General features: G+C 65.9%; 21 protein-coding genes. 8 read left to right on the top strand and 13 right to left on the bottom strand.

Going from position 1 to position 25082, the window contains the following annotated elements; all coding sequences use genetic code 11:
• Positions 1-13: 13 nt before the first annotated feature.
• Together K8P10_RS01725 and K8P10_RS01730 are read right to left on the bottom strand one after the other, a co-directional pair.
• Complete coding sequence (locus tag K8P10_RS01725; protein WP_224780092.1) at positions 14-802, bottom strand: SDR family oxidoreductase; 789 nt, start codon at positions 800-802, stop codon at positions 14-16.
• Between the two features lie 34 nt (positions 803-836).
• Positions 837-2129 carry an MFS transporter gene (locus K8P10_RS01730; RefSeq protein ID WP_224780093.1) on the bottom strand — a complete coding sequence of 431 codons (1293 nt, stop codon included), beginning with the start codon at positions 2127-2129 and terminating at the stop codon, positions 837-839.
• 95 nt (positions 2130-2224) lie between these two features.
• Here K8P10_RS01730 and K8P10_RS01735 point away from each other — a divergent pair, with 95 nt between their 5' ends.
• Positions 2225-3211: a glycosyltransferase family 2 protein gene (locus K8P10_RS01735; protein ID WP_224780094.1), complete on the top strand. Its 987-nt coding sequence runs from the start codon at positions 2225-2227 to the stop codon at positions 3209-3211.
• Complete coding sequence (locus K8P10_RS01740) at positions 3211-4053, top strand: glycosyltransferase (protein ID WP_224780095.1); 843 nt, start codon at positions 3211-3213, stop codon at positions 4051-4053. Before K8P10_RS01735 ends, K8P10_RS01740 begins: the two co-directional genes overlap by 1 nt.
• Before the next feature lie 180 nt (positions 4054-4233).
• Here the strand turns inward: K8P10_RS01740 and K8P10_RS01745 are convergent, their stop codons facing one another.
• Positions 4234-4716, bottom strand: coding sequence for a pyridoxamine 5'-phosphate oxidase family protein (locus K8P10_RS01745; RefSeq protein ID WP_224780096.1), 483 nt, complete (start codon positions 4714-4716; stop codon positions 4234-4236).
• Positions 4717-4847: 131 nt separating this feature from the next.
• Between K8P10_RS01745 and K8P10_RS01750 the strand changes: the two genes are divergently transcribed.
• Positions 4848-5168 carry a hypothetical protein gene (locus K8P10_RS01750; protein ID WP_224780097.1) on the top strand — a complete coding sequence of 107 codons (321 nt, stop codon included), beginning with the start codon at positions 4848-4850 and terminating at the stop codon, positions 5166-5168.
• 111 nt (positions 5169-5279) lie between these two features.
• Positions 5280-7499, top strand: coding sequence for an NADP-dependent isocitrate dehydrogenase (locus tag K8P10_RS01755; RefSeq protein ID WP_224780098.1), 2220 nt, complete (start codon positions 5280-5282; stop codon positions 7497-7499).
• Between the two features lie 200 nt (positions 7500-7699).
• Here the strand turns inward: K8P10_RS01755 and K8P10_RS01760 are convergent, their stop codons facing one another.
• Together K8P10_RS01760 and K8P10_RS01765 are read right to left on the bottom strand one after the other, a co-directional pair.
• Complete coding sequence (locus tag K8P10_RS01760; protein WP_224780099.1) at positions 7700-8608, bottom strand: cation diffusion facilitator family transporter; 909 nt, start codon at positions 8606-8608, stop codon at positions 7700-7702.
• An 85-nt stretch (positions 8609-8693) separates the two neighbouring features.
• Positions 8694-9641 (bottom strand): SDR family oxidoreductase, encoded by a 948-nt coding sequence (locus K8P10_RS01765; RefSeq protein WP_224780100.1) that lies wholly within the window; start codon positions 9639-9641, stop codon positions 8694-8696.
• A gap of 170 nt (positions 9642-9811) precedes the next feature.
• On the opposite strand from K8P10_RS01765, the gene K8P10_RS01770 reads away from it, so the two are divergent.
• The gene (locus tag K8P10_RS01770) at positions 9812-10651 is read left to right on the top strand and encodes a helix-turn-helix transcriptional regulator (RefSeq protein ID WP_224780101.1); all 840 of its coding nucleotides are present in this window, start codon (positions 9812-9814) and stop codon (positions 10649-10651) included.
• 4 nt (positions 10652-10655) lie between these two features.
• Here the strand turns inward: K8P10_RS01770 and hemQ are convergent, their stop codons facing one another.
• Both hemQ and K8P10_RS01780 read right to left on the bottom strand, forming a co-directional pair.
• Positions 10656-11399: a hydrogen peroxide-dependent heme synthase gene (hemQ, locus tag K8P10_RS01775; RefSeq protein WP_370631931.1), complete on the bottom strand. Its 744-nt coding sequence runs from the start codon at positions 11397-11399 to the stop codon at positions 10656-10658.
• 51 nt (positions 11400-11450) lie between these two features.
• Positions 11451-13112 carry a stealth family protein gene (locus tag K8P10_RS01780; protein ID WP_224780102.1) on the bottom strand — a complete coding sequence of 554 codons (1662 nt, stop codon included), beginning with the start codon at positions 13110-13112 and terminating at the stop codon, positions 11451-11453.
• 164 nt (positions 13113-13276) lie between these two features.
• On the opposite strand from K8P10_RS01780, the gene K8P10_RS01785 reads away from it, so the two are divergent.
• Both K8P10_RS01785 and K8P10_RS01790 read left to right on the top strand, forming a co-directional pair.
• Positions 13277-14890, top strand: coding sequence for a CDP-glycerol glycerophosphotransferase family protein (locus K8P10_RS01785; protein ID WP_224780103.1), 1614 nt, complete (start codon positions 13277-13279; stop codon positions 14888-14890).
• Between the two features lie 4 nt (positions 14891-14894).
• The gene (locus tag K8P10_RS01790) at positions 14895-15431 is read left to right on the top strand and encodes a hypothetical protein (RefSeq protein ID WP_224780104.1); all 537 of its coding nucleotides are present in this window, start codon (positions 14895-14897) and stop codon (positions 15429-15431) included.
• 84 nt (positions 15432-15515) lie between these two features.
• Here K8P10_RS01790 and K8P10_RS01795 read toward each other — a convergent pair whose 3' ends face one another.
• The 3 genes from K8P10_RS01795 to K8P10_RS01805 are packed head-to-tail and all read right to left on the bottom strand — an operon-like array spanning position 15516 to position 18657.
• Entirely contained in the window at positions 15516-17234 is a 1719-nt protein-coding gene (locus K8P10_RS01795; RefSeq protein ID WP_224780105.1) for a CDP-glycerol glycerophosphotransferase family protein, read from the bottom strand.
• A gap of 35 nt (positions 17235-17269) precedes the next feature.
• Positions 17270-17977 (bottom strand): SDR family NAD(P)-dependent oxidoreductase, encoded by a 708-nt coding sequence (locus K8P10_RS01800; protein ID WP_224780106.1) that lies wholly within the window; start codon positions 17975-17977, stop codon positions 17270-17272.
• Entirely contained in the window at positions 17974-18657 is a 684-nt protein-coding gene (locus K8P10_RS01805) for a 2-C-methyl-D-erythritol 4-phosphate cytidylyltransferase (RefSeq protein WP_224780107.1), read from the bottom strand. The genes K8P10_RS01800 and K8P10_RS01805 overlap by 4 nt, the downstream gene beginning before the upstream one ends.
• 308 nt (positions 18658-18965) lie before the next feature.
• On the opposite strand from K8P10_RS01805, the gene K8P10_RS01810 reads away from it, so the two are divergent.
• A complete protein-coding gene (locus tag K8P10_RS01810) occupies positions 18966-22331 on the top strand; it encodes a CDP-glycerol glycerophosphotransferase family protein (RefSeq protein ID WP_224780108.1) in 3366 nt (1121 codons plus the stop codon).
• Positions 22332-22334: 3 nt separating this feature from the next.
• On the opposite strand, the gene K8P10_RS15435 is transcribed toward K8P10_RS01810, so the two are convergent.
• Genes K8P10_RS15435 through K8P10_RS15420 form a run of 3 tightly spaced genes read right to left on the bottom strand, consistent with a single transcriptional unit; the run spans position 22335 to position 25076 of the window.
• Positions 22335-23462 (bottom strand): ATP-binding cassette domain-containing protein, encoded by a 1128-nt coding sequence (locus K8P10_RS15435; RefSeq protein ID WP_370631932.1) that lies wholly within the window; start codon positions 23460-23462, stop codon positions 22335-22337.
• A 4-nt stretch (positions 23463-23466) separates the two neighbouring features.
• Positions 23467-24333, bottom strand: a complete 867-nt coding sequence (locus K8P10_RS01820) for an ABC transporter permease (protein WP_224780109.1) — start codon at positions 24331-24333, stop codon at positions 23467-23469.
• Positions 24330-25076 carry a DapH/DapD/GlmU-related protein gene (locus tag K8P10_RS15420; protein ID WP_305069235.1) on the bottom strand — a complete coding sequence of 249 codons (747 nt, stop codon included), beginning with the start codon at positions 25074-25076 and terminating at the stop codon, positions 24330-24332. The genes K8P10_RS01820 and K8P10_RS15420 overlap by 4 nt, the downstream gene beginning before the upstream one ends.
• Between the last annotated feature and the right edge of the window lie 6 nt (positions 25077-25082).

Below are 25082 nucleotides of genomic sequence, written 5' to 3' on the forward strand. Positions count from 1 at the left end.
CGTTGCGCCGCGACTACGCCGATTTTTCCCGGGCGATCGGTGCGTGGTCGCCCGCGGCGGAGATGCGCTCGAGCACCCGGTCGGGCAGGATCCAGGTCAGCGGACGCGAGAGACGGTAGCGCCAATCGGCGCTCACCACCGGCTTCCCCCGGTAGACGGCGCGCAATCCCTCCCGCGCGACGCGTCTGGTGTCGGCGAACGCGAGCGGTGAGAGTGCGGGCAGGTGCGGTCCCATTCGCTCGTGGAACTCGGTCTGCAGCAGGCCTGGGCAGAGCGCTGTGACGTGCACACCAGACGACGCATATCGCGCGTTCAGCGACCGGGAGAGCGACACCACAGACGCCTTCGCCGCACCGTAGCTTCCCGTCGGGGTGAAGGCGGCGACGCTCGCCACGTTCAGGATCCAGCCCCGACCCCGCGTGAGCATGCCGGGAATCGCGGCGTGAGACAGTCGGAGCGGTGCCCAGGAGAGGACCTCGTGCAGTCGGCGCTCGGCTTCGACATCACTGCGCTCGAACGGGTCGAGCACCCCGAAGCCTGCGTTGTTGACGAGGATGTCGACGGGCGCTTCTTCAGTCTGCAGGCGGGCGGCCACGCGGTCGAGATCGTCCGCGTCCGCGAGGTCGGCAGCGAGGACCTCGACGGTCACGCCGTGCTCGCGTCGCAACTGCATGGCGATGGCGTCGAGGCGGCGCTCGGTGCGCGCGACGAGCACGAGGTCGACGCGGAGTGCGGCGAGCTGGCGGGCGATCTCTTCGCCGAGTCCGGCCGAGGCGCCGGTGACGAGTGCGGTGAATGACATGGGGGCAGTCTTCCAGCTTGACCCGTGCGGCACCTCAATCCTCGAGCACGTACCGCTCGCGCCCGACCGCCAACCCCGTCGCGAACTGGGCGCCGAGCGCGCCGAGCAGCAGCACCAGCGGAACGGTCCAGGTGTCGCTCAGATCGTGCAGTGCCCCGAAGGTGAACGGGCCGACCGCGGCGAGCGTGTACCCGATCGACTGCGCCATGCCCGACAGCGCGCTCGCGCCCTCATGGTCACGCGCTCGCACCGCCATGAGCGTGATCGCCGTGCTGAGCGACGCACCCGAGGCGAGTCCGCCGAGACAGATCCAGACCGGCATGCCGGTGGGGAACAGCACGATGCCCGTTGCGGCGATCGCGACGCACACCGGTATGAGTGCGGGGATCCAGCGGCGGAGACGACCCCGGAAGAGAGCGGGCAACAGCAGCGATCCGGCTACGCCGATCACTTGGTAGAGCATCGTGTCGATGCCCGCGACGATGGGGGTGCGCCCATGCGAGATGCCGATCGGCGATAGCCACGTGGAGATCATGTAGAACGCGCCAGACTGCGCTCCCATGTACAGCGCCACCAGCCACGCCAGCGGATCGCGCCAGATGCGGCGGCCAGCCGAGCCCCGCCGGGGAGCGGTCGCCGTTGCGGGAGCGAGTGCTGCGTCGAGCGCGCCAGGATCCGCCGCCCCCGTGACGGACTCGATGCGACGTCGCGGTGCGTTCGCGATCACCCAGACCAGGATCGCCGGCGGCACAGCGAGTGCCGTGCAGAGGAGCGCGACCCGCCACCCCAGCTCCGTGCCCACGCCCCACGGCGCGAGGTCGCCCGACCCCGGGTCGAAGTGGGCGATCGGAACGACGATGCCGGCCCCGACCGCGCCGATCCCGCCGAGCATCGCCGTGTAGACGCCCATCACGAGCGGCACGCGGTTGCCGAAGTCGCGCTTGATCACGGCGGGGAGCAGTACGTTGCCGACCGCGAGCGACGCGCCGATCAGTGCCGTGCCCGCCCAGAGGTTCACGGGACTGCCGGGGAACGACCGCCACAGCGTGCCGAGCGCGAGAGCGATCAGGGAGATGGTGACGGCGCGGGAAATTCCGAGACGCGACCCGAGACCGTGCACGAGCGGAGACGTGATGCCCCAGACTACGAGCGGGACCGAAGCGAGGGCGCCGAGCGCAGCCGCGCTCACGCCGCGGTCAGCGGCGATGTCGTCGAGGAGCGGGCCCACGCCGGTGATGGTCATCCGCATGTTCGCGGCGACGAGACACACCGCGACGAACATCAGAACCCACGAGCGAGGCGCCGCCGCGGGCGCCTGAGATGTCATCGATACCGAATCTACACCCGAAGCGCGCAGGGGTCGTGTCGGGGGCCTGGCCTACACTGGGGTGACCGCCGAACGGCGTTGAGAGGAGTGCCTGAATGCGTGTAACCGCGGTGCTGGTGGCGTACAACCGGAAAGAGCTGCTGCGCGAATCGCTCGAAGCGCTCGCCGCGCAGACCCGGCGTCCCGACCGGCTGATCGTGGTCGACAACGCCTCGGACGACGGCACGGATGCCGTGGTGGAGGAGCTGCTCGACGCCTGGGGGACCGACGGCCGGAACATCCGTCTCGACAAGAACACGGGTGGTGCCGGCGGGTTTGCGGTCGGCATCGCGGCGGCGGTCGCCGATCCCGAAACTGACTGGGTGTGGGTCATGGACGATGACACCGTGCCGACGACGGGCGCACTCGAAGCGGCGCTCGCCGCCCACGATCGCTACCGCGCATCGGGGCGCGACGCGCTCGCCGTCATGGGGTCGCGCGTCCTCTGGACGGATGGTCAGGACCACCCGATGAACACTCCCAAGGCGAAGATCCGTGCGTCGGCCGCCGAGCGGCAGCGTGCGGAGCGTACGGGCGGCATGGAGATCCGATCGATCTCCTTCGTCTCGGCGTTCCTCCGTGCCGCGCGCGTACGCGAGGTCGGCCTTCCGCTCGCCGACTACTTCCTCTGGAACGATGATTTCGAGTACTCGGCTCGTCTGCTGCGCGGTGCCCGAGGACTGTTCGTCCCTGAATCGGTGGTCACCCACAAGACGAAGATCCGCGGGTCGAGCGACCAGGACCCCGGCCCGCGCTTCTACTACGAGGTGCGCAACAAGGTGTGGGTCTTCCGCTGCAGCGACGCGCTGCACGGGTGGGAGAAGGTGCTCTACATCGGTGCAACCGCCAGACGGTGGGTGCGCACCCTCCTCGCCGCGAAGCACCGGGGGCAGCTGCTGGATTGCCTGCGCCGCGGATGGGCCGACGCCTGGGGGGCGAAGCCGCGACCCACGAAGGATGTGCTGCGCAATACCGGCGTGCCGATCGACGTCATGGTCGAGCTCGAGCGCCTTACCGCGCGCGAGCACGCGCGGGTCGGCTGATGTCGGAGGATCGGGAGTTCTCCCTGCTCCTCCCCGTGTACGCGGGCGACACCGCTGAGCACGTGCGGCTCGCGTTCGACAGCTCGGTCGGAGGGCAGGCGCTGCCGCCGGCCGAAGTGATCATCGTGCAGGATGGCCCGGTGGGCGATCCGCTGACCGCAGAACTGGACAGGCTCGTCGCCGAAAGCCCGGTGCCGGTGGAGGTGGTGCGGCTGACCCGCAACGTCGGGCTCACCGGAGCGCTGAACGCCGGTCTTGCCGCGTGCCGGTACCCGGTGATCGCGCGGATGGACGCGGACGATGTCTCCGTCGCCGACCGCTTCGAACGGCAATGGGAGCTGATCGCCGCAGGCGCCGACCTCGTCGGTACCGGCATGGTCGAGTTCGAGCGGGATCCCGACGTGCTCGGTGCGCGCCGGGTTCCGCCGGTCGGCTCGGACCGCATTCGGGACCACGCGCGCACCCACAACCCGTTCAACCACCCGACGATGATGTACCGACGTGCCGCGGTCGAGGCGATCGGGGGGTACGAGCCGTTCGGCAAGATGGAGGACTACTGGCTCGGCATCCGGATGATCGCCTCGGGAGCGCGCACCGAGAACATCGCGGATCCGCTGCTGAAGTACCGCGTCGGGTCCGGCGCGTTCGAGCGTCGCGGCGGCCTGGAGGAGGCGCGCACCGAGTGGCGCCTGCAGCGTGCGATGCTGCGCATCGGGTTCATCACGCGCGGGCAGTACGTGCGCAATGTCGTCGTGAAGGGCGTTTATCGCCTCATGCCGGCCGGGGTGAAGCGCGTGCTGTTCCGGCGGTTCATCGGCGGAGGCCTCCCCGGCGACAAGTAGGGAGGGGGTGCGGGGCTCGAGCGGTGCCTCGTGCTCGCCTCGCCCGCTGCACCATGCCCGCCCTCCTGCGCCGAGAATGCGAAAAGTCGCCCTTCGGTGGCTTCGAAGGGCGACTTTCTGCGATCTCGACGTCGCGGCCGCCGGGCGCGGCCGCCGGGCACTGCCCGCGCGGGGCGCGGGTTAGAGCTCGGTGGTGCCTGAGACACCCGGCCCGTCGGTGCCGCGCACCTTGGATGCCAGCATCTTGACTGCGGCGACGGCCTTGTTTCCCGGCACACCCCAGTACTGGGCGGACTCGCCGGTCACCCGCAGCAGGCCGAGGTTCGGATCGTCCTTGCCGGAGAAGTACGCGTCGACCTGGCCGTCCCACAGCTCGTCGACCTTGGCGCGGTCCTCGACGAACTCGGCCCGCCCCGCGACGGAGAGCCAGGAGCCGGTCTCGGCAAACGCGAGGTTCACTTCCGGGTTCTCGCGGATCGCGTCGGCCTGGTCGCCCTGGAGACCGATGAAGAACCAGACCGCCGCGTCATCCGTGACCTCCTGCGGGGTCATCGGATGGGAGACGATCTTGCCGGTCTTCGTCGCGGTGGACAACATGACGAAGCGCTCATCGCGCATGATCTCGACGACCTTCTCCTGGGTGAGTTCTTCTGCCGTGCTCATCTGATGCCTCCTCGTTTCGGTGCTACGGTGGCGCTTGGAACGCGCCCGCAGCCGGTGTGGCGAGCCTAGCGACGCCAAGCCTGAGGGGAACACCCCGTGACAGTGGGCTCCCGGACTGGCAGAATGCCCCCATGTCAGGACATGAACCTCCGCAGCATGTTGTCAGGGCCGCGCAACGCGCCGTCGAGTGGATCGCCGATGGGCGGGCGGGGAAAGGCTTCACCGATACCGGTGAACAGCGGGCGCATCAGCTTGCAGAACGCCGCTCCGTTCCTGACGCGGACATCAAGAAGATGCAGCAGTACTTCGCGCGACACGAGGTCGACCGGGATGCGGAAGGGTTTCACCGAGGCGATGCCGGATACCCCTCGCCCGGCAGGGTGGCGTGGGACGCCTGGGGTGGGGACGCCGGTCGGGAGTGGGTGGGCCGGGAGAAGTTCCGCGACCTGTAACGAGGTCCATTTATCTCGACGTCAAGATAAAATCTCAAAAGGCTGTAGACTGGGAGCCGCGGTTCTCCGCGCATTGACCCCGCCGCCAACACCCTTGGGAGATTACGAGACGTGACGGACTCCACGATTGTCTACACTCACACCGACGAGGCACCCGCTCTGGCGACTGCCTCGTTCCTGCCGATCGTCGAGGCATTCACCGGAGCAGCCGGCGTCGCCGTCGAGACCCGTGACATCTCGCTCTCGGGCCGCATCCTCGCTGCGTTCCCCCAGCGGCTGGAGACCGAGCAGATCGTGGGCGATGCCCTCGCCGAGCTCGGGGCGCTCGCCACTGAGCCCGAGGCCAACATCATCAAGCTGCCGAACATCTCGGCTTCGATCCCGCAGCTGAAGGCCGCGATCGCCGAGCTGCAGTCCCAGGGCTACGACATTCCCGACTTCCCCGATGAGCCGAAGAGCCTCGAAGAGCAGGATGTCCGGGCGCGCTACGACCGCATCAAGGGCTCCGCCGTGAACCCGGTTCTGCGCGAGGGCAACAGCGATCGACGTGCGCCCCAGGCCGTGAAGAACTACGCGCGCAAGCACCCCCACGTGAACAAGCCCTTCGGTGAGGGCTCGAAGACGCGAGTGGCCACCATGGGGCACGACGACTTCTTCTCCAACGAGCAGTCCACGCTCATTCCCGAGGACGACGTGCTGACCATCACGCACGTGGCAGCCGACGGCACCGAGACGGTGCTGAAGGCCGAGGTCAAGGTGCTCGCGGGTGAGGTCGTCGACGCGACGTTCCTGTCCGCTGCGGCGCTCGACGCGTTCCTCGCGGAGACGATCGAGCAGGCCAAGGCCGACGACCTGCTCTACTCGCTGCACCTCAAGGCGACGATGATGAAGGTCAGCGACCCCATCATCTTCGGTCACGCGGTGAAGACCTTCTTCTCCGACGTATTCGCGAAGCACGGCGACTCGCTCGCCGCCGCCGGGCTCACCCCCGACAACGGTCTCGGCTCGATCCTCTCGGGCCTCGACGCCGTCCCCGGTGGGCAGGTCATCGCCGACGAGATCGCTGCCGACCTCGAGCACGGCCCGCGCCTGTCCTACGTGAACAGCGACAAGGGCATCACGAACCTGCACGTGCCCTCCGACGTCATCGTCGACGCTTCGATGCCGGCGCTCGTCCGCAACGGCGGCAAGATGTGGGGTTACGACGGCGGCGAAGACGACACGCTCGCAGTGATCCCCGACTCGTCGTACGCGGGCGTCTACCAGGCGGTCATCGACGATGTGAAGGCGAACGGTCCGCTCGACCCCGCCACCATCGGCACGGTGCCGAACGTCGGTCTCATGGCTCAGAAGGCCGAGGAGTACGGCAGCCACGACAAGACCTTCGAAATCGAATCGGCCGGCCGCGTACAGGTCACCAACCGGGCGGGCGACGTGCTGCTCGAGCACACGGTCGAGCCCGGCGACATCTGGCGCGCCACCCAGGCGAAGGACATCCCCATTCGTGACTGGGTGAAGCTCGCCGTGACGCGGGCCAGGGCAACCGGATCGCCCGCCGTGTTCTGGCTCGACGCCGAGCGTGCGCACGACGCGCAGCTCATCACCAAGGTCGAGCAGTACCTCGGTGATCACGACACCGAGGGTCTCACGATCAAGATCCTCGCGCCCGCCGAGGCGACGCGCTACTCGCTCGAGCGGATCCGCCGCGGCGAGGACACCATCTCGGTGACCGGCAACGTGCTGCGCGACTACCTCACTGACCTCTTCCCGATCCTCGAGGTGGGCACGAGCGCCAAGATGCTCTCCATCGTCCCGCTGCTCGCCGGTGGCGGCCTGTTCGAGACGGGTGCGGGCGGATCGGCTCCGAAGCACGTGCAGCAGCTCGTCGAGCAGAACTACCTGCGCTGGGATTCGCTGGGCGAATTCTTCGCCCTCGCGGCATCGCTCGAGCACCTCGCTCAGTCGACCGGTAACGCGAAGGCTCAGGTGCTCGCAGACGCCCTCGATCGTGCAACGGGCACCTTCCTGGAGGAGGATCGCTCGCCGGGTCGCAAGCTCGGCTCGCTCGACAACCGCGGCAGCCACTTCTACCTCGCCCTATACTGGGCACAGGAACTCGCTCAGCAGACCGAGGATGCCGAACTCGCTGAAAAGTTCGCCTCGGTGGCCGAGCAGCTGACGTCGCGCGAGCAGACCATCGTCGATGAACTCATCGCGGTGCAGGGCTCGCCCGCTGACATCGGAGGCTACTACCGCCCGAACCCCGAGCTCGTGACCGCCGTCATGCGGCCGTCGGCATCGCTCAACGAGGTGATCGACGCGCTCGTGTAATCAGCAGCGTGACGAAAAAGGGGGTGGCTGCGGTCGCCCCCTTTTTTGCATGCGCCCGCGTGGGCCCCGGCCACTCATCCCCGTCCACCCACGGCGGCACATCTTCCTCACGAAGGCACACGGAATGTGAGGGAAGGGAGATGTGCTTTCGCGAGGGCCATGTGTCGGCGCGACGGGCTGCCCCACACGCGCGGCACCGCTCAGCGCGTCGAGAACGTGACCGTCACGAAGCGGTTCGGGTCGTCTCCGCGCAGCGCCTCGACGATGGGCGCTCGGAGGTCGTCCCACTCCTCGAGCGCCCGAGGTTCGGCGCCGCGGGGGACGCGGATGAAGATCTGCACTTCGCGACTCCGCCCCATCTTGGCGGTGTACACCTCGGCCGCGTCGAACCCGTTCTCCTCGACGAGCCGGTGTGCGTGCTCCTCGGCTTCCCGCTGGAGATCCTGCGGAGTCACCATGAGCAGGTCGGCGAGTGCGGAGCGCAGGATCCCGATCGGCACCGGGACCAGCACGATTGCGACGATGAGCAGTACCGTCGGGTCGACGTACGGCGCGAACCACTCGGCATCGGTGCCGTCGAGCACGGAGCCGATGGCGAACGCGATGAGGAGCGCGGCGGTGATGCCGCCGCTCATGATCCACCCTTTCACGTCCATCGCGATCAGGGCGGACCCGATGTGCCGGTTCGCGCGGTATTCCACGATGGTGAGCGTGATGGTGAGCGCGAGGATGATCACGGCGTAGATCATGGCCGGCCCGAATTCGACTTCGCGCCCGCCATCGAGGATCGATTGCACGCTCTGCACCGCCGCGTACCCGGCGATGCTCATCATGAGGACGGCGTTCACGGCGAGCAGGATGGGTTCGAGGTGCCAGAAGCCCCACCCGAAGCGGCGACGCGTCCGCTCGGAGAAGGTGTTCGACGCGGATCTCGCCACGAGTCCCGCGACCCAGATCGAGGCGAGGGACATCAGTGCGTCGACCCCGGAGAAGACGCCGTCGAAGAGGATCGCCGACGAACCGGCGATGAGGCCGAAGACGATGGCGACGACGGCGAAGATCAGAATGCCGACGAATGAGAGGCGGAGAACGTTCTGCTCGGTGCGCACGGGACTCCTGTGGGGCTCGGGTGCGGTGAGTGCGACGGTCGTCGCGTTGCTGCTCTCCAGCGTAGAGGACCGGTGGTCCCGTGTGTCACGTGAAACGCACGCCGGTCAGCTGCTCCGAGAGCTCCCACACACGAGCGGCATCGTCCGCGCTTCGGAGCGGCTTCCAGGGGCGCAGCTCGCCCGGGTGCCCGCCGACCCCGCCGATGCCCTGGGGGCCGAAGAAGCCGCCGTCGGCGGGAGATGTGGCCGCGAGGAGTGCGGGGAGGCCGGCACTCGCGACGGTTCCGAACAGGATGCCGCGTGCCGAGAGTGCGCGGATCATGCGGGCTCCGCCGGTGTCAGTGCTCCGTCCGAGTTCGGGCCGCGCCCGCAGCAGGTTTGTGGGTGCCACGCCGGGGTGCGAGATGTTGCTGGTGATGCCCCATCCTGCCCGGGCGCTCCGCCGGTTGAGTTCGAGACCGAAGAGTCCGCATGCGATCTTCGACTGGCGGTAGGCCGCCATCCCGTCGTAACGGTGCTCCCACTGCGGATCCTCCCAGTTGATGGTGCCCCGCTGCGCGGCGATGCTCGTCTGCGTGGTGACTCGCCCCCGCCCAGCCCGCAGGAGCGGCATGAGCTGCGCCGTCAGCGCGAAGTGCCCGAGATGGTTGGTGCCGAACTGCAGCTCGAACCCGTCGGCTGTGGTCTGACGTTCCGGCGGCGTCATGACACCGGCGTTGTTGATGAGCAGGCCGACCGGAACGCCCTCGACGACGAGGTCAGCGGTGAATCTCGCAACCGAAGCGAGCGATGAAAGATCGAGACTGCGGAGCGAGACCCGGGCATCGGGGTGCAGGGATTGGAGGTGCGCGACGGCACGCGCGCCCTTCTCGGGGTTGCGGACCGGGAGGATCACCTCCGCGCCCGACCCGGCGAGTACGGACGCGATCTCGACGCCCATGCCATCGCTGGCACCGGTGACGACGACGCGTCGGTCCCTGAATGCCGACGCGTCAATGGTGCTCGGATCGGTGGGGACGGGTCTCGGGTTCATGGGGTCTCCCTCGGGGCGGGGCGGGGCGGGTGCGGGTGCTGCGCGGAGCGCTGTTGTGCGGCGCCGTGCGGTTGTCTGGCGTCGTGCTGTCAGTCTCGCGTGGACGGAGCGGGGTATCCAGGGATCGCCGATCCCCGGATACCCACACGACGGTGCGCGAGAATAGCGGCATGATCGATCGTGCCGCACTCGCAGGTTTCCTCCGGAAGCGCCGCGATGCGCTGCAGCCGGAGGACGTCGGGCTCCCGCGGGGCCAGCGTCGCCGTACGCGCGGGCTCCGCCGTGAAGAGGTGGCGGCTCTCTGCCACATGTCGACGGACTACTACACGCGGCTGGAGCGGGAGCGCGGGCCTCACCCGTCTGAGCAGATGATCGCTGCGATCGCCCAGGGGCTGCGGTTATCGCTCGCGGAGCGCGACCACCTGTTCCGCCTGGCCGGGCACGAGCCCCCGGCTCGATCCGGAGGCGGAGACCACGTGAGTCCCGGCATGATGCGCATCTTCGATCGCCTCGGCGACACCCCGGCCGAGATCGTCACAGAGCTCGGGGAGAGTCTCAGGCAGACACCGCTCGGCGTCGCCCTCGTCGGTGATCTTTCGCGGTACGCAGGACCCGAGCGCAGCATCGGGTACCGGTGGTTCACGCTGCCGGGAGTGCGAGACATCCACCCCGCCGAGGATCACACGTTCCTCTCCCGCATGTACGCGTCGGGCTTGCGCCGCGTGCTGGCGCTCCGCGGTCCGCAGAGCCGCGCGGCGGGACTGGCGGATCGGCTGCTCCAGCGGAGCGAGGAGTTCCGCGCGCTCTGGGAACAGCACGAGGTCGGCATCGTGCCGCGCACGGGGAAGCGGTACCTGCACCCCGAGGTCGGGAAGTTGGAACTCGACTGCCAGATCCTGCACGATCCGGAGTCGTCGCACTCCCTCCTCGTCTACACCGCGGAACCCGGCAGCGAGAGCGCGGAGAAGCTGCAGCTGCTCTCGGTGATCAGCGCCCCAACGGTCGTGTGAACGGTTACTGCAGCACCTCGATGGCCTCGGCGGGGAGGATGCGACGCCCGGTGAAGAACGGCACCTCCTCCTTGACGTGCAGGCGCGCGTCGACGGCGCGGAGCGCGCGCATCATGTCGACGAGCTCCGTGAGATCGTCCGCTTCCATCGGCAGGAGCCACTCGTAGTCGCCGAGCGCGAAGGCGGCGACGGTGTTCGCCACTACTCCGGTGTACTGAGCACCCTCGCGACCGTGCTCGGCGAGCATGCGGCCTCGCTCTGCCGGGTCGATGAGGTACCAGTCGGTCGACCGGACGAACGGGTAGACGGCGAGCCACTGCTTCGCTTCGATGCCGCGGACGAAACCGGGCACGTGCGAGCGGTTGAACTCGGCCTCGCGGTGCACTCCGACAGCGCTCCACGTGCGGATGAGCGGCTTCACGAGCGCGGTGCGGCGCAGCTGGCGGAGCGCCCACTGCAGGTCCTCAGCGGACGAGCCGTGGAGCCAGAACATGAGGTCGGCGTCGTGACGCATGCCGCTGACGTCGTAGATGCCGCGCATGACCACGCCCTCGTCGCCGATGAGGCGGACAACATCCTCAAGCTCTTCCACGATGCCGGGCACGTCGCGGCCGTCGAAGATCTCAGCGTGGCTCGAGCTGGTGCGGAAGACCGCGAACATGGTGAAGGCGTCAGCTGCGGCTTCGGGGGCTGCTGCAGCGTCGACGGAAGCGGATTCTGCGGCCTCGTGGCGGGCGTCACTACTCATACGTCAATCGTCCTCTCATGCGCGCGGTAGCGCAAGTTCATGTGGCGGTGGTCAGGGTCGGCTAGCGAGTTCCCAGGGGGCCGGGGTCGGGAAGTACGTCTCGAGCCAGTCCCTGAGGTAGGCGATGTTCTCGGCGGTGGCGTCCGGGTTGTCGTTGATGCAGAAGGTTGCGGCCTTGCGCGACTTCAGCTGCGCGGCGAGACGCGGCATGAACTCGGGGTCGCTGAGGTCGAAGTAGTTGTAGAGAATGTCGCCGGGCATCGTCTGCTTGCGCACGTAACCGAAGTAGTGGTGCAGCCACCCGTTGATCTCGGTGTCGTCGGGGGAGCGGAGCTGATGCGACCACGTCGAGGTGAAGACCTCGGGGAACTCGTTCTCGAGTTCAAGCAGTAGATGACGGAGCTGCGGGATCGGCGTGTGGTAGAAGATCCGCGTCGCCGTGACTCCGTATTCGCGCTCGAGGAGGTCGACCGCGTTGCGGCGAGCGGACTCATGGGTGAGATCGAATTCGGATGCGACCGGCAGCGTCGACTTGGAGAGGAAGAACCGGGCGACGCCGTTCGGCTCGAAGAACTGGTTCGCCGGGATGTCGTGCCCGATGAAGACGTCGTCGTTGAAGATCAGGTAGCGGTCGGAGAGGCCATCGATGTGGTGCAGACGGCCGGCGATCGCGTGCGAGTTGTATGTGGGAAGTGCGCCGGCGTCGCCGAACAGCTCCCGATGATCCACCATGCGGATCCGCGGATGGGACGTGTCGAGCCAGCTCGGCGTCTGCCCGTCGGTCACGAGGATGATGTTGCGCACCCAGTCGCAGTGCTGGAACACCGAACGCATCGAGTACTTGAGTTCACCGTTGTCGCGGAAGCGTGAGGGATCGATGCTGTCTGCAGGTGCGACGCCGGTGAGCTCCTCGATCACGCGGTCGCGCCTGGCGCTCCACTCGGCGTCCGCTCCGTCGACCCACAGGAAGACGACGTCGACGGGTTCCCGCGTCTCGAAGACCGTCGGGCGGTCGAGCGGCGCGAAAGTCGGCACCTCCACGCCGTGGAGTTCTGTGGTCGCCGGGGTCATCGCCGACGGGTCGATGGATGCCGTGCGGGTGTTCTTCGCCGCGGTTTCGAGGGAGCCGTCCTCGGCGCGGCCCCAGCGTTCGACGACGGTCGCCTCCGCGCGTCCCATGCGGCGCACATGGTCGGGGTCGATGAAGAACTCGAAGAGTTCGATGGTGCTCTGCTCCTGGAGCGCTCGGCGTGCCGCTGACGAGTCTGCCCGCACGACGGAGCGCCGCTTCTTGCCCGAGGGGTTTACGGTCTCGATGCCGAGGTGCAGGGTGCCGTCATCACCCGAGGCCTCCGTGCCCACGGCGTCGGCGAAGCGCTGCCAGTGCTCCTGTTCGACGGCGATGGTGGCGTCGGTTCGGGTGGCGTTGGGTACGGCGAAGAAGGGGACGTCGTGCTCGCGCAAGAGAGCGACGGTGTTCGCGAAGTTGCGCCGCCTGGCGTCGTGCTGGGTGATGCCGGGGGCGCGCCTCGCGAGCCAGACCCGCTCGTAGGCGTAGACGATCCCAAGATCGGCGTCGCCGGCGACGGTCGATCGGAACCGCGCACTCAGGGCGCGCCGCCGCAACCGCTCGGCAGGATCCTTCACCACGGTGAAGGGGCCGCGCCGCAGCACGCTGAGGAGCAGGCTGCGCGAGGGGGTGTTCACGGGCATCGGTTCGGCGTCCTTCGGTCGAGTCTCACAGCTGGCCTTGCATTCCAGCATCTCACGCCGAGCTCCCCTGAACCTCAAGGGCAGCCGACTAGAGTAGTGGGCAGGGAACCCGGGTCGCGGAGTGCGCGACCCCGTCCGAGAACCGACATCGGAAGCGGGTGCGTATGACTCTTCGGCACCGCGCGCTGTGGGCGCGGCTGATCGGGGACCGCCTGTGGGTGCTGCTGTACGCCTACGACCACCGTAAGCGGTCCGGCCGGCCCGCGAAGATCACGGTGGCTGTCGGCGATTCGGGCCGTCCGCAGCGGATCGACGTTCCCGTCGCCTCGCGCCAGCCGAAGTCTCCGCTGGCGCTGCTCCGCTGCTTCCATCTCCTGCGGCTGCCTTTGCCCGAGGGCAACGAGGGTGAAGTCAATCACCGCGTGCGATTCACTATCGAGCAGGAGAGCGGTCGGAAGCGCCTCGGTGTCAGGTATCCGCGACGGCGCCCCGAGCAGCACCCCCGACTCAACTACGCACCGGTGTCCCCGCGGTTCCGCGGCGGCTCTGCGGAGCACCTGCGTCGCACGGCGAAGGACCTGCTGGTGTTCGTGCGCAGGCCGATGGTGCCGCGGGAGCGCACGCTCCGCTTCCGGTTGCGCGAGTCCTGGCTCGTCTCGGCGCTGCTCTTCCTCGCGACCGCCGTAGCGCGAGGCACCAGCCGGCGCCGGGTGACCGTGTTCTACGAGAAGTTCGCCGCCCACGCCGACGAGGGCGCCTTCGAGCTGTTCACCGAGTTCCAGCGGCACGCGCCCGACACCTACTTCGTCATCGATGCGTCGAGCCCCGACTACGCCCGGACGGCACGTCACCCCCGCACGCTGCGGAAGTACAGCTGGCGATACTACTGGGCGATCTACCGTGCCGATACCTATGTCGGCACCGAGATCCCGACCCATCTCAGTCTCCTCCGGTCGAACAATGGCTGGTTGCGGCGGCGGATCTACACCACCCCGTACGTCTTCCTGCAGCACGGCATCATCTACCTCAAGAACCTGTCGCGGTCGCCCTTCGCCCGCGGACGCGAGGGGGAAGCGGCGTACATCGTGGCGAGCAGCGCGAAGGAGCGCGACGTGATCGTTCGGGATCTCGGGCTGACGCCCGACCAGGTCCTCATCACGGGGCTCGGACAGTTCGGGCTGCTGCAACCAGGAACCATCGGCCCCGGGACTGCTGACGTGGTCACGATCATGCCCACGTGGCGAGCCGAGGACGAGGCGGTCGAGGACTTCTCGGAGACGACCTATGCGCGGGTGATGACCGAGGCCGTCGACGCGATCCGAAGCGTCTCGCGAGACGCCCGGATCCGACTCGTGCCGCACCCGAAGGTCGCCGAGCAACTCGCTTCGACCTCGCTGGCCGCGGACCTGTGGGCCGGCTCGGTCGCGGACGCTCTGCACGACACCAAGCTGCTCATCACCGACTATTCGTCGATCGCCTACAACGCGTTCTACCGCGGGGCCGCCGTGTTGTTCTTCCAGCCTGACCTGTCGGCATACGAAGCGAGGACGGGACCGCTGATCCCGGCGCCGGAGGAGTACGTCGGGTACCGCACGTTCGATGCCACGGGCCTGCGGGCCATCGCTGCGACGGGACTCTCGCGGGATGGAGTGATCGACCTCGCCGCCTTCCGCACGGCCGAGCACGAGCGCCAGTACGCGCTCATCAACGAGTTCGACGACGGTCGCAACCTGGACCGGATCCAGGCCGAGCTCCGCCGGGTGCTGCTTGACGAGTGATGGCGTGATGCGGTCGCCGCGCTCGCCGCAGCGGCCGATGGCGTTCACCGGTGCCGAGTTCCTCCGCGGCGGTGTCTGGGCCATCGGCATCTTCATCGTGGCGCTGCCGTGGGTCACGTTCATCGGTTCGTCCAGTTTCGCGGGTGAGAGCGCTACGCCCGGCAGGACCGAGTTTGCCATCGTGCCATACGTCATGCTGCTCGCCGGTGCGATCGCAGGGTTCGTGTACGTCACCTATGGGAGTGCGCTCGCCTATCTGCTCGGACGCGCGCTTCGAAGCACACGTCGTCGTTCAGTTCATCGTGTCTGCTTCGCTGCGCTCGGGTTGCTCATCGGCTACGTCACCCTGATGCTCACGGACCTCGCGGGGATCACGATGGTGTCCGGGAGCGCGGGGGCGGGGGCCCCGAGCATGCTGTCCGCGCTCATCTCGGTGGCCGCGGGTGCCTCGGTGCTCGCCGGCTGGGAGATCACGAGCGCGAAGGCGCTGCGCGCAGATGCGTGGATGCTCCGAGACCGTGACGCGTCAACGGAGACCTGACTTGGGGTGGATGCGTGACGTCGCCACGGCGCTCAACTGCCGGATGGTCGTCGAGCCGTCGGGCTGGGGCGGGTCGGTCAGCGGTTAGTCCTGTCCTGCCGCGAAGGTGAAGCCCTGTGCGCGATGCCGCTCCTCGGCGCGTGCGAGATCCTCTTTCGCGGTGCGCACGAAGACGTCCGCGTAGCCGTCGGCGGGAAGATCCCCGAGATAGTGGCGGCGCATTTCTCGACGCATATCAGCGAGAGGATCGTTGCCGAGCATCGCGGCCAGCTGCTCATCCCAGACCGTCTCGTCGGTACCGGGGAAGATGTATGCGGACCGTGCGAGCGGAAGCTCCCGAATCAGCTCCTCAGGTGAAGAGGCGCCCGTCATCAGTCCCAACGGCTTCCCCGAGTACAGGTAGTCCGACACCACACTCGAGACGTCGGCAAGCATCGCATCGCTGATGTTGAAGCAGTCGTTCACCGTCATCTCTGTCTCCGCGGCGAACCCGAACAGGTGACCGGTATCGCTACTCTCATTATCCGCGCGGAGCCGGTCGTGGATGCGATCGATGGCGGCCGAGAGCGCCCCATCCTGGCGGCTGTACGGGTGCGGACGGAAAACGATTCGAGATCCGCGCTCGATCAGCCTGTCGAGGAGGGGCTCGATCATGAGCAGCGAGCTGTAGGTCGAATCGTTGAAGTACCCGCGCCAGGTCGGCGCGTAAAGCACCGTCGGACGGTCTTTCTCGCCGATGGGAGAGTCATCACGGATGACGTCCTCGACCTGCGGCCTGCCGACGATGGCGAACTTGTCCTCTGGGATTCTCACGTTGTTGTCCGCATAGCGGTCGATCCCTGCCTGCCCGGCGACGTAAATGCGGTCGTACATAGCGGTGACCGGGTTGTAGCTCGAGGCTTTCTCGCTGTCTCCGTGGAGGAGCTGGATGTGCGTGAGATGGTTGTATCGCACCATATGCGCATTGCGGTCGGCATTGTTCACGTAGAACACCGTCGAGACGGTGGCAGGCAGGATATTGTCGATCGAACTGAGCGTCCGCGCGAAGACGATCGGGTGGTTGGGAACTGCTGCGATCGCCTCGGGAAGACTCCCGGCATTGCGGACCACCACGATGAAGCGCTCTCCCAGACGCTCGAGGAACGGGAGCCACATCTTGATCTGGTAGGCGCTGTTGACCGGCGCGACCCAGTACAGGATGAACGTGGGATCGTAGCTCTCGAGACGACTCTGCAACTCTGCGAACAAGCGGTCGCCGGCCCGACGCCGGCGGAGGGCCTGAATGAGCGCGACGAGTGCGATGATCGCCACGGCAGCGGCGCACACGGCCAGCGCCACGCCGTGGAGTTGGGCGACCGCAAACGCCATCAGCAGGGCAGGAAGCGCGAGCAGCGTGAGCATCAGTGCCGTGAGCGTCCTGGGGTGGGGCTGGGGGAGGTCCGCGCCCGGGAGGTTGATCACGTCGAAGGGGAGGCTGCGTGAGATTTCGAGGATTCCACGCGAGAACCTGATGAGGAACACCGTCACGCTCAACGCCAACCATGCGAAGAGCGCGCCGTTCGCATCGCCGTAGATGAGGGGACCTGCGATACCGAAGGTGAACGAGATGCGTGTCGCCACCTGCGTTACGGCGTGATTGCGCCAACGCCGGTACCTGATCTCCCTGATCTGACGGACGAGAAGGAGGCCGTACCCGAGTACCCAGACGGCGAGCCCTGTCCACAGGAACCCTGCCAGGAGGGCGACGCTCCCGAGCACCGCTGACAGCGCGATGACGGCTCCGGGAACTTTAGTGCGGAGCATGCTGGTCCTCTCCGAATGGAACGGTCGCGAGCGGCCTACTGTCGGACAACGAGGTTCTCCGAGTCGATGTACTGGCCGACCGGAGACGCGAGCATGCCGATCACTTCCGCAACGCTGTCCGGCTGCATGATCGTCGCCGGATCCTCGTCGGGAGCGAGGACCTTTCGGAGGTCGGTCGCTGTCCGTCCAGGAGAAATGCTGACGACCCGAGTGCCGAAGATCGCGAGTTCTTCGCGCAGGACGTCGCTCATGTTGATGAGGGCGGCCTTCGACGCCGAGTACGTGAGCCACCCGGAACGTCCCTTGATGCCAGCGGTCGACGCGATGTTCACGATGAGGTCGAAACTGTTCCCCTGATGGAGGAGGTCCTGGATCAGCGTGAATGGGCCGTACAGGTTCACTGACATGGTGCGTTCGAAGTCCTCGAACTCGATCTGGTGTACCGGAACGGGGTTCGTGTAGCCCGCATTGTTCACGAGTATGTCGATATTGCCGACGCGCTCGCCGAGAGGCTTGAGCGCCTCCTGGAGTGCACTGCGATCTCCGACGTCGACGGTGAGGTCGACCACCTGCTTGCCGAGCTGCTCGGCTTCTGAGCGCAACTCTTCGAGGGTCGCTTCGTACGCCGAGGACGGCCGTGCCGCTACGACGATGGTAGAGACCTCGGGACTCTGCAGGAGCCGCTTCGCAGTTTCGCGGCCGATGCCGCGCGAAGCCCCGGTGATCAGCGCAGTCTTGCTCATTCTTCCTCCTCGCCGTCGTGCATGAGGAACGCCGCGAGACGGACGTCCACCGGGGTGGTCACCTTCAGATTGATGTCGGATCCGTCGACGAAGTGAACCGGATACCCCTGCGTGGCGACGAGCGTCGCGTCCTCGGTAAACGTCTCGTGTCGTTCGGCCGCTGCCGCGTGAGCGGTGGCGAGGTCATCCTTAGCGAACTTCTGCGGAAGCTGAACGTTGCGCAGTCTGCTCCGATCGAGAGAGCCCGTCACGGTGTGCGCCTCGGGGTCGACCGGGGCGACCGTGAATGGGATGGGGTGCATCAGCGAGACGTTGCGGTGCTCGGAGTCGATCAGGCGCCGGAAGTCCTGAGCACTCGCCAGCGGTCGAGCCGCCTCGTGGACGAGGACCTGCTCGTACGTTGCGTGCGGCACGAGTGCCGCAACGGACTCGTGCCGAGTTGCTCCGGCCTCGACGTAGGTCACCGGAGTCTCGATCGCGTAGTCGGCGACGAGCTTCTGGACGGCATCGAGCTGACCAGCGGGAAAGTTCATCACGATCTCGGCGATCTCCGGGATCCGGTCAGCGACCGTAAGGGGGTAGACCAACAGTGGAATCCCCTTCACCTTCAAGAACTGCTTGGGTTGCCCAGCACCGACGCGGCTACCGATGCCGCCGTTGAGCAGGAGGAGGGAATACATGCGAGAAGTTACACCTTTGGTTTGCTTATCGGACCTCTGTGAACAGTAACCAAAGTGCAGGACAACGATCAATCGAGATACGCAATTGTGATCGACTGGTGATTATTTCTCAGTACGGGCAAATCACGTCCTCCTCAGCGGAGTGGAGCTAACCTAAAGGTCGTAAACCGTTCATCCCCTATTTACGACCGGATTCCTCATTGCCACGACTCAATAGAGCCATCGGACGCTTCTCGATCGCGCGGGAGCGTCGCAACCAGGTCAGACGGAGTGTGCGGGCAGGAGTATCTCCTTCGGCGGCTGCGCGTGTGAGCGGCAACCAGTTCGAACTCGAACAAGAATTCAGTGAAGCGTTTCCGATCGGACTCGTCGTGGGGTGGCGGGATCGCGTGCTCGGGCGCTTCGATGTCGAATCGAGAATCGGGGAGAACGGCTCACAGCGTGCATGTGCGAGCGTCTCGCTGACCGAGATCGAGGAGATGTATCGGACGGCGCGACGACATCTCGCTGCTGACGCTGAAGCGGAAGCCGCACGAACGGGCGACGAAGTGGACGATGCCGTTGAGTTCCCCACCCTCATTCTGCAGATCGCTTGGGTGTTCGGACCCTCGAGCTCAGCGGCGGACTCATCGTATCTCCGCGGCTACATCCATGACGGGTGGATCGTCCCGGCGAAGCGCGCCAGCGCGATCATCAGAGCGGCCGGAGGGTCTGAGGATCTCTGCGACTGGATCTGCTGGGCGGGCAATTCTGCTGAACTCTCCCTCTCCGAGAATCACCGGCTTCCGAGCGAGGTAGGTGTCGCTGAAATTCGGGGAAATCGCTTCAACAGCTTGATTTTCGCGGTGGGGGAGCCGGAGGCGACGCGAGTCGCCGCCTACGCCGATTCAATCGATGTGCAGAGTAGTCGTATCACCGTTGCGGGTCGCATCGGTGTGCTGACCGGCGGTATCGACGCAGCCGAGTTCGTCTGGAAGGCGCATGCAACGGGGAGCGAGTTCCTCGGCCCCGCCACTCTCCAGCTCGATGAGATGTGGACTCTGCACGACGCCGGCCGCAAGACTTACCTGTTTACGGCAGAGGTCGTCTTCGATCCTGCCCGGTGGGACGAGCTGGTGCTTCGCGATAACTTCGACGCCTACTTGCGTCTCCGGGATTCGCGGTCCGGTGAGCAGATCGATGCACGACTGACGCGTGTCCCGTTCCTCGCACGACTGTTCCACACCGAGTCGACGGCGCAGTCCGCGGGTGGAGTGCTGACGATCCTGCCGTACTTCACGTTCAAAGCGAAAGCGCTCTCCGCTCGAGTCGAGTATTTCCCCACAGAGATCTCGCCACTGCTCGATCCTTCAGGCGCGATGGCGCGGAGGGCGAAGCGCGTCAGACAGCGCGACAGACCGATTTGGATCATCGGAGAACTCCCGTATAAGGCTCAAGACAACGGGATGCATTTTTACCGTTGGATGCGCGAGCACCATCCTGAGATCGATGCCTACTATGTTCTGCAGAAGGACTCACCCGAGCGCAAGAATCTCGGGTACTTTGACCACGTCATCGAGCATGGCTCTCGTGAACACTTCGAACTCGCGCTTGCCGCCGATAAGTTCGTGGGCACTCACCACGTCGACTATCTGTATCCGACGCAGAACCCTGATTACGTCAAGCACTTGCGCGGCACGAGAGTCTTCCTGCAGCACGGCGTGATGGGCACGAAGTGGATGGTGCCGAACTACGGCAAGGACGTTCCTGGGTTCGCTACCGATCTCTTCATCACGTCTTCGGAGTACGAGAAGAGCTATATCGTCTCGGACTTCGGCTACGACGAAGACGAGGTCGTCGTCACCGGGCTCCCACGGTTCGACCGGTTGCTTGCTCCGGGATCCTCTGCCGAGCCCGGGACGGTTCTGGTGATGCCGACCTGGCGGGACTGGCTTCGCTCTGCAGAGGACTTCACCGACACCGAGTATTTCAAGCGCTGGCACGGTCTCCTCACCTCTGAGGCGTTCACTCGTGTGCTGCAGCAGCGCGGGCTCACGGTGACGTTGTGCCTGCACCCCAATATGCAGCGATACAGTCATCTGTTCGAGGGTGCTCACGTACGGGTTGTGTACCAGGGCGAAGAGGACGTGCAGTCGCTGATGATGCGCAGCGCATGCATGATCACCGACTACTCGTCGGTCGGGTTCGACTTCAGCTTCCAAGAGCGACCGGTGATCTACTTCCAGTTCGACCGCACCCGCTTCATCGGCAAGTACGGGTCGCATATCAATCTCGACGCCGAGCTTCCCGGCTACGTCTGTTTCGGTGAACTCCAAGTCACGGCCCGTCTGGATGAACTCGCCGCCGCGGGCTTCGTCCAGCCAGAAGCGCTTCGCGATCGTTCTCACAAGTTCCTCGCACATCGCGATACCGATCACAGCCGCCGCGTGTACGAAGCGATCTCCGCGACCTCCGTCTCCCGGCGGCACTACACGCGCCCGGGGCTCGTCGAAGCGCGCTCCGTCGCATTCAAATGGTATCGGCGAAGTGGCCTCTACTATCCCTCCATGAAAGCGATGTATCGAGTCGTGAGCCGTCTGCCGCGGAAACGGGGTCTGGTCGTTTTCGAGTCGCACGTCGGGAAGCAGTACAGCGACTCGCCGAGATACATTTACGAAGAGCTCTCTCGGCGCTCGCCCGATTCGCCTAAAGTCTGGGTGCTCGACAGGCCCCACCGCTTCTCTGATCCCGGTACGTCAGCGGTCACGAGGCTGTCCCCCGGCTACTTCTGGAATCTCGCCCGCGCTGAAACGTGGGTGTTCAACCAGAACGCGCCGCACTATCTGCAGCGTCCCCCGAAGACCACATACATTCAGACCTGGCACGGCACCCCGTTGAAAAAGATGCAGCATGATCTCGCACAGGTCTTCGGCCGTGACGAGGGCTATCTGGATCGCGTGACAGCGGCGACTGAGCAATGGACGCATCTGCTGTCACCGAGCGCGTATGCCACTGCGGCGTTCCGCTCCGCTTTTCGCTATGACGGAACCGTCGTCGAGCTCGGGTACCCACGGAACGATCCGCTGGTTTCCGCCGATCGAGATGCGCGGGCGGCCGAGATTCGGCGGGCGATGCTCATTTCCGAAGAGCAGCGCGTCGTGCTCTACGCTCCGACGTTCCGAGACGATCAGTTCAGTACACGCGGGCGCTTCACCTTCGATCTTCCGATGGACTTCGATCGCTTCGTGCAGTCGACTCCCGACGACACCATCCTGCTCCTCCGCTTGCACACCCTGATCTCTCGAGGGATCGAGATCCCGCAGGAGCTGCAGGGTCGTATTCGCGATGTCTCGGCGTACGACGAGATCCAGGATCTGCTCCTCATCTCGGATGTTCTGGTGACCGACTACTCGTCAGTCTTCTTCGACGCGGCGGTGCTCGAGCGTCCGATCGTCTTCTACGCATACGATCTCGAGCAGTATCGAGACCGTTTGAGGGGGTTCTACCTCGATTACGAATCGGAAGTGCCCGGCCCCGTGGTGACCTCGGAGCAGGCGCTGTGGGAATCGGTCTCAGATGCCCTCGAGGGGGCGATCGATCGGCAGGCGAGGCAGGAGTTCGTGCGGCGTTTCAACCCCGCTGATGACGGAAGCGCGTCCGCTCGAGTGGTGGAGCGTCTCATCCTCGGTCAGTGACGATTAGGCCGCGTCATCTCGGACCGCTCCGGGAGCGAAACTCATCCCGTTGTCGATCGTGTACGTCGCCAGACCGTTGCTGAACGGCATGGTTCTCGGCTCGTCCTCGGCGATGTCTCCCGCTGTTGCGCCTGCGATGAAACCCCAGTCTCCGCCGGGGCCTCCGCGCTTCCGATACGCGGCGAGAAAAATGCCGCGCGTGAGACCGAGGGTGACCGGATCGCCGCTCTCATCGGTGTAGGAGGTGATCACGCCCTTCTCAAACTCTTGATAGGTGCCGCCTCCATTCTCCGTGATTTCGATCTGCTGGCCCGTGGGCTCACCATATCGAGCAGGCTTCTGGAAGTAGACTTCGCCGATCGCGCCAGGCACCTCGAACGGGAGGTCAGGGCTTTTCGGCGGATTCAGAGCGAGCACGGCTTCGTCGATCGGGCCGTCGAAGACGACGCGTCCCTTCTCCAGCACGATTCCGCGATCGCAGAGCTTCTTGAGCTGACCGGCGGCGTGACTGACGATGAACATCGTCTTGCCCTGCTCGCGAAGCTCGAGCATGCGCTGCTCGCACTTCAGCCGGAACTGCGCGTCGCCGACGGAGAGCACCTCGTCGACGAGCAGCGTCTCGAACTCGGTGTGCACGGCGACCGAGAATCCGAGCCGCGCGTACATGCCAGACGAGTAGCGTTTCACTTCGGTGTCGATGAAGTCGCCGATCTCGGAGAACTCGAGGATCTGGTGAAAACGGTCCTCGGTCTCCTCCTTGCTCATGCCGAGAATCGCGGCATTGAGGTAGACGTTCTCGCGCCCGGTGAGGTCAGGGTGGAATCCGGCGCCGACTTCGATGAGGCCGGCGGTGCGACCACGGGTGCGCACCCAGCCGGAGTCGGGCCGGAGAACTCCGGACAGGAGTTTCAGCGTCGTCGACTTACCTGAACCGTTGCGGCCCATGAGCGCCACCGACTGACCGCGGGGCACCTCGAAGGAGACCTCGTCCACAGCGTTGAAATGCGTCGAGAGCTCCTTGCGCTTCAGGGAGGCGATGAACGTCTCCTTGAATGACTGGGTGTGGTTGATCTTGAAGCTTTTGCACACGTCGTGGAATACGATCGCGGGCTTCTCCTCCGGATCGATCACGGCACTAGAGTCGCTGGGCAAAGGAACCCTCCATCTTTCGGAAGACGAGCTGACCGATGACGAGTGTGAAGATCGCGATGCCGAAGCTGATCAGCACGTTGGTGAACAGTTCTTCGGGGCGCGCGGCATTCGGCGACAGCGGGAGCCAGAACGCATCGTGAAAGAGCTCGACCGCAGAGGTCATCGGGTTGACCATGTAGATGTGGTACAGCCAGTCGGGTGCGCGTTCGGCGACCATGCTCCAGGAGTACAGCACCGGCGACGCCCAGGTCGAGAACATCAGGATGATGTCGACGATGTTCTTGGCATCTCGGAATGCGACGTTGATCGCTCCGAAGAACAGTCCCAGGCCCAGCGCGAAGGTCAGGATCAGGACGACGCCGACGAGAAAACCGACCACTTGCAGCCAGCCGATCGTCCAGCCGAAGATGAGCGCGACGACGAGCAGCAGCAGCGCCTGCGGGAGGAAGTGGATGAAGCCCACCCCGACGGCCGCGACGGGGAAGAGTTCTCGGGGCATGTAGATCTTCTTGATGAGCGACTTGTTGTCGATCAGTGCGCTGGTCGTGTTGCGCAGCACTTCGCTGAAGAGGTTGACCGCCACGATGCCTGAGAACAGGTAGATCGGGAAGAGGTAGATGCCACGGTCAGCGCCGAGAATCACCCCGATCACGAGGTAGTACATGAGGAACTGGGCGCCGGGCTTCACGTACGACCAGACCCAGCCGAGCGCGGATCCGTAGTAGCGGGTCGCCGTGCCCTTCCGGAGGAGGAGGGACAGGAGGTAGCGCTGCCGGATCAGGCTGAAGAGGCCCTTGCTCTGCCCGGGGGTCGAATACTCCGGATCGGTCAGGGCGGAGTGCGTGCTCACGGTCGAAGCTCCTCATTCACGCTCACGGGGCGGAGCCCCTCGGTGGTGCGCCAGGGCACGAGTGCGTCCTCGAGCTCCGCGAGCGCGCCGGAACGCGGCGCGGCCCCGGTGAGGAGATCACCCGAGGCGTACGCGGATGCCAGCGCATCGATCGCGGCATCCGAGTGGCCGGACCGACTCGCGCCGATGCGATTCACTCCGGCGAGCCGCGGGGGAGTACCGTAGACCTTCGCGAAGGGAGGCACGTCGCGAGTGACAGGGGTGCCCATGCCGACCATGGCTCCGGCACCGATAAACCGCCGCTGATGGACGACGGCGTTCATGCCGATGTTCACCCGGTCGCCGATGATGCAGTGTCCACCGATGCTGACGCCCGCTGAGACGGTCGCGTCGTCGCCGAGAAGCACGTCGTGCGCGAGGTACGCGCGATTCAGTACCCAGCTCCGAGCGCCGACGGTGGTTTCGCGATAGGTCCCCTGGTGGATGACCGCTCCCTCGCGGATCACGGCTCCCGCACGCACCCGCACGCCGGCGTGCTGCAGGTCTCCCGCCCACGCCGGGTTCTGCGGGAGAGTCGACATCTCAGGCGGGGCCCCGATCTGGGCACCAGGGCCGATCCAGACCCCGTCCTCGATCACGCAGGGCCCGAGAATGACGGCACCAGGCCCGATCGCGACGTCTTCGCCGATCTCAACACCTTCGCCGATGAACGCCATCGAGCTGATGTGTGAACTGTCTTCCACGCGTAT

Origin of the sequence: Leucobacter sp. Psy1 (assembly GCF_020096995.1) — a bacterium.
Lineage (GTDB): Bacteria > Actinomycetota > Actinomycetes > Actinomycetales > Microbacteriaceae > Leucobacter.

Excerpts from the sequence above, each read along its gene's own strand:
- K8P10_RS01765 (WP_224780100.1), bottom strand. The coding sequence starts at position 9,641 with ATGAACCCGAGACCCGTCCCCACCGATCCGAGCACCATTGACGCGTCG.
- K8P10_RS01725 (WP_224780092.1), bottom strand. The coding sequence starts at position 802 with ATGTCATTCACCGCACTCGTCACCGGCGCCTCGGCCGGACTCGGCGAA.
- hemQ (WP_370631931.1), bottom strand. The coding sequence starts at position 11,399 with ATGAGTAGTGACGCCCGCCACGAGGCCGCAGAATCCGCTTCCGTCGAC.
- K8P10_RS01735 (WP_224780094.1), top strand. The coding sequence starts at position 2,225 with ATGCGTGTAACCGCGGTGCTGGTGGCGTACAACCGGAAAGAGCTGCTG.
- K8P10_RS01730 (WP_224780093.1), bottom strand. The coding sequence starts at position 2,129 with ATGACATCTCAGGCGCCCGCGGCGGCGCCTCGCTCGTGGGTTCTGATG.
- K8P10_RS01750 (WP_224780097.1), top strand. The coding sequence starts at position 4,848 with ATGTCAGGACATGAACCTCCGCAGCATGTTGTCAGGGCCGCGCAACGC.
- K8P10_RS01805 (WP_224780107.1), bottom strand. The coding sequence starts at position 18,657 with ATGTATTCCCTCCTCCTGCTCAACGGCGGCATCGGTAGCCGCGTCGGT.
- K8P10_RS01800 (WP_224780106.1), bottom strand. The coding sequence starts at position 17,977 with ATGAGCAAGACTGCGCTGATCACCGGGGCTTCGCGCGGCATCGGCCGC.
- K8P10_RS01770 (WP_224780101.1), top strand. The coding sequence starts at position 9,812 with ATGATCGATCGTGCCGCACTCGCAGGTTTCCTCCGGAAGCGCCGCGAT.
- K8P10_RS01745 (WP_224780096.1), bottom strand. The coding sequence starts at position 4,716 with ATGAGCACGGCAGAAGAACTCACCCAGGAGAAGGTCGTCGAGATCATG.
- K8P10_RS01795 (WP_224780105.1), bottom strand. The coding sequence starts at position 17,234 with ATGCTCCGCACTAAAGTTCCCGGAGCCGTCATCGCGCTGTCAGCGGTG.
- K8P10_RS01780 (WP_224780102.1), bottom strand. The coding sequence starts at position 13,112 with ATGCCCGTGAACACCCCCTCGCGCAGCCTGCTCCTCAGCGTGCTGCGG.
- K8P10_RS01740 (WP_224780095.1), top strand. The coding sequence starts at position 3,211 with ATGTCGGAGGATCGGGAGTTCTCCCTGCTCCTCCCCGTGTACGCGGGC.
- K8P10_RS01785 (WP_224780103.1), top strand. The coding sequence starts at position 13,277 with ATGACTCTTCGGCACCGCGCGCTGTGGGCGCGGCTGATCGGGGACCGC.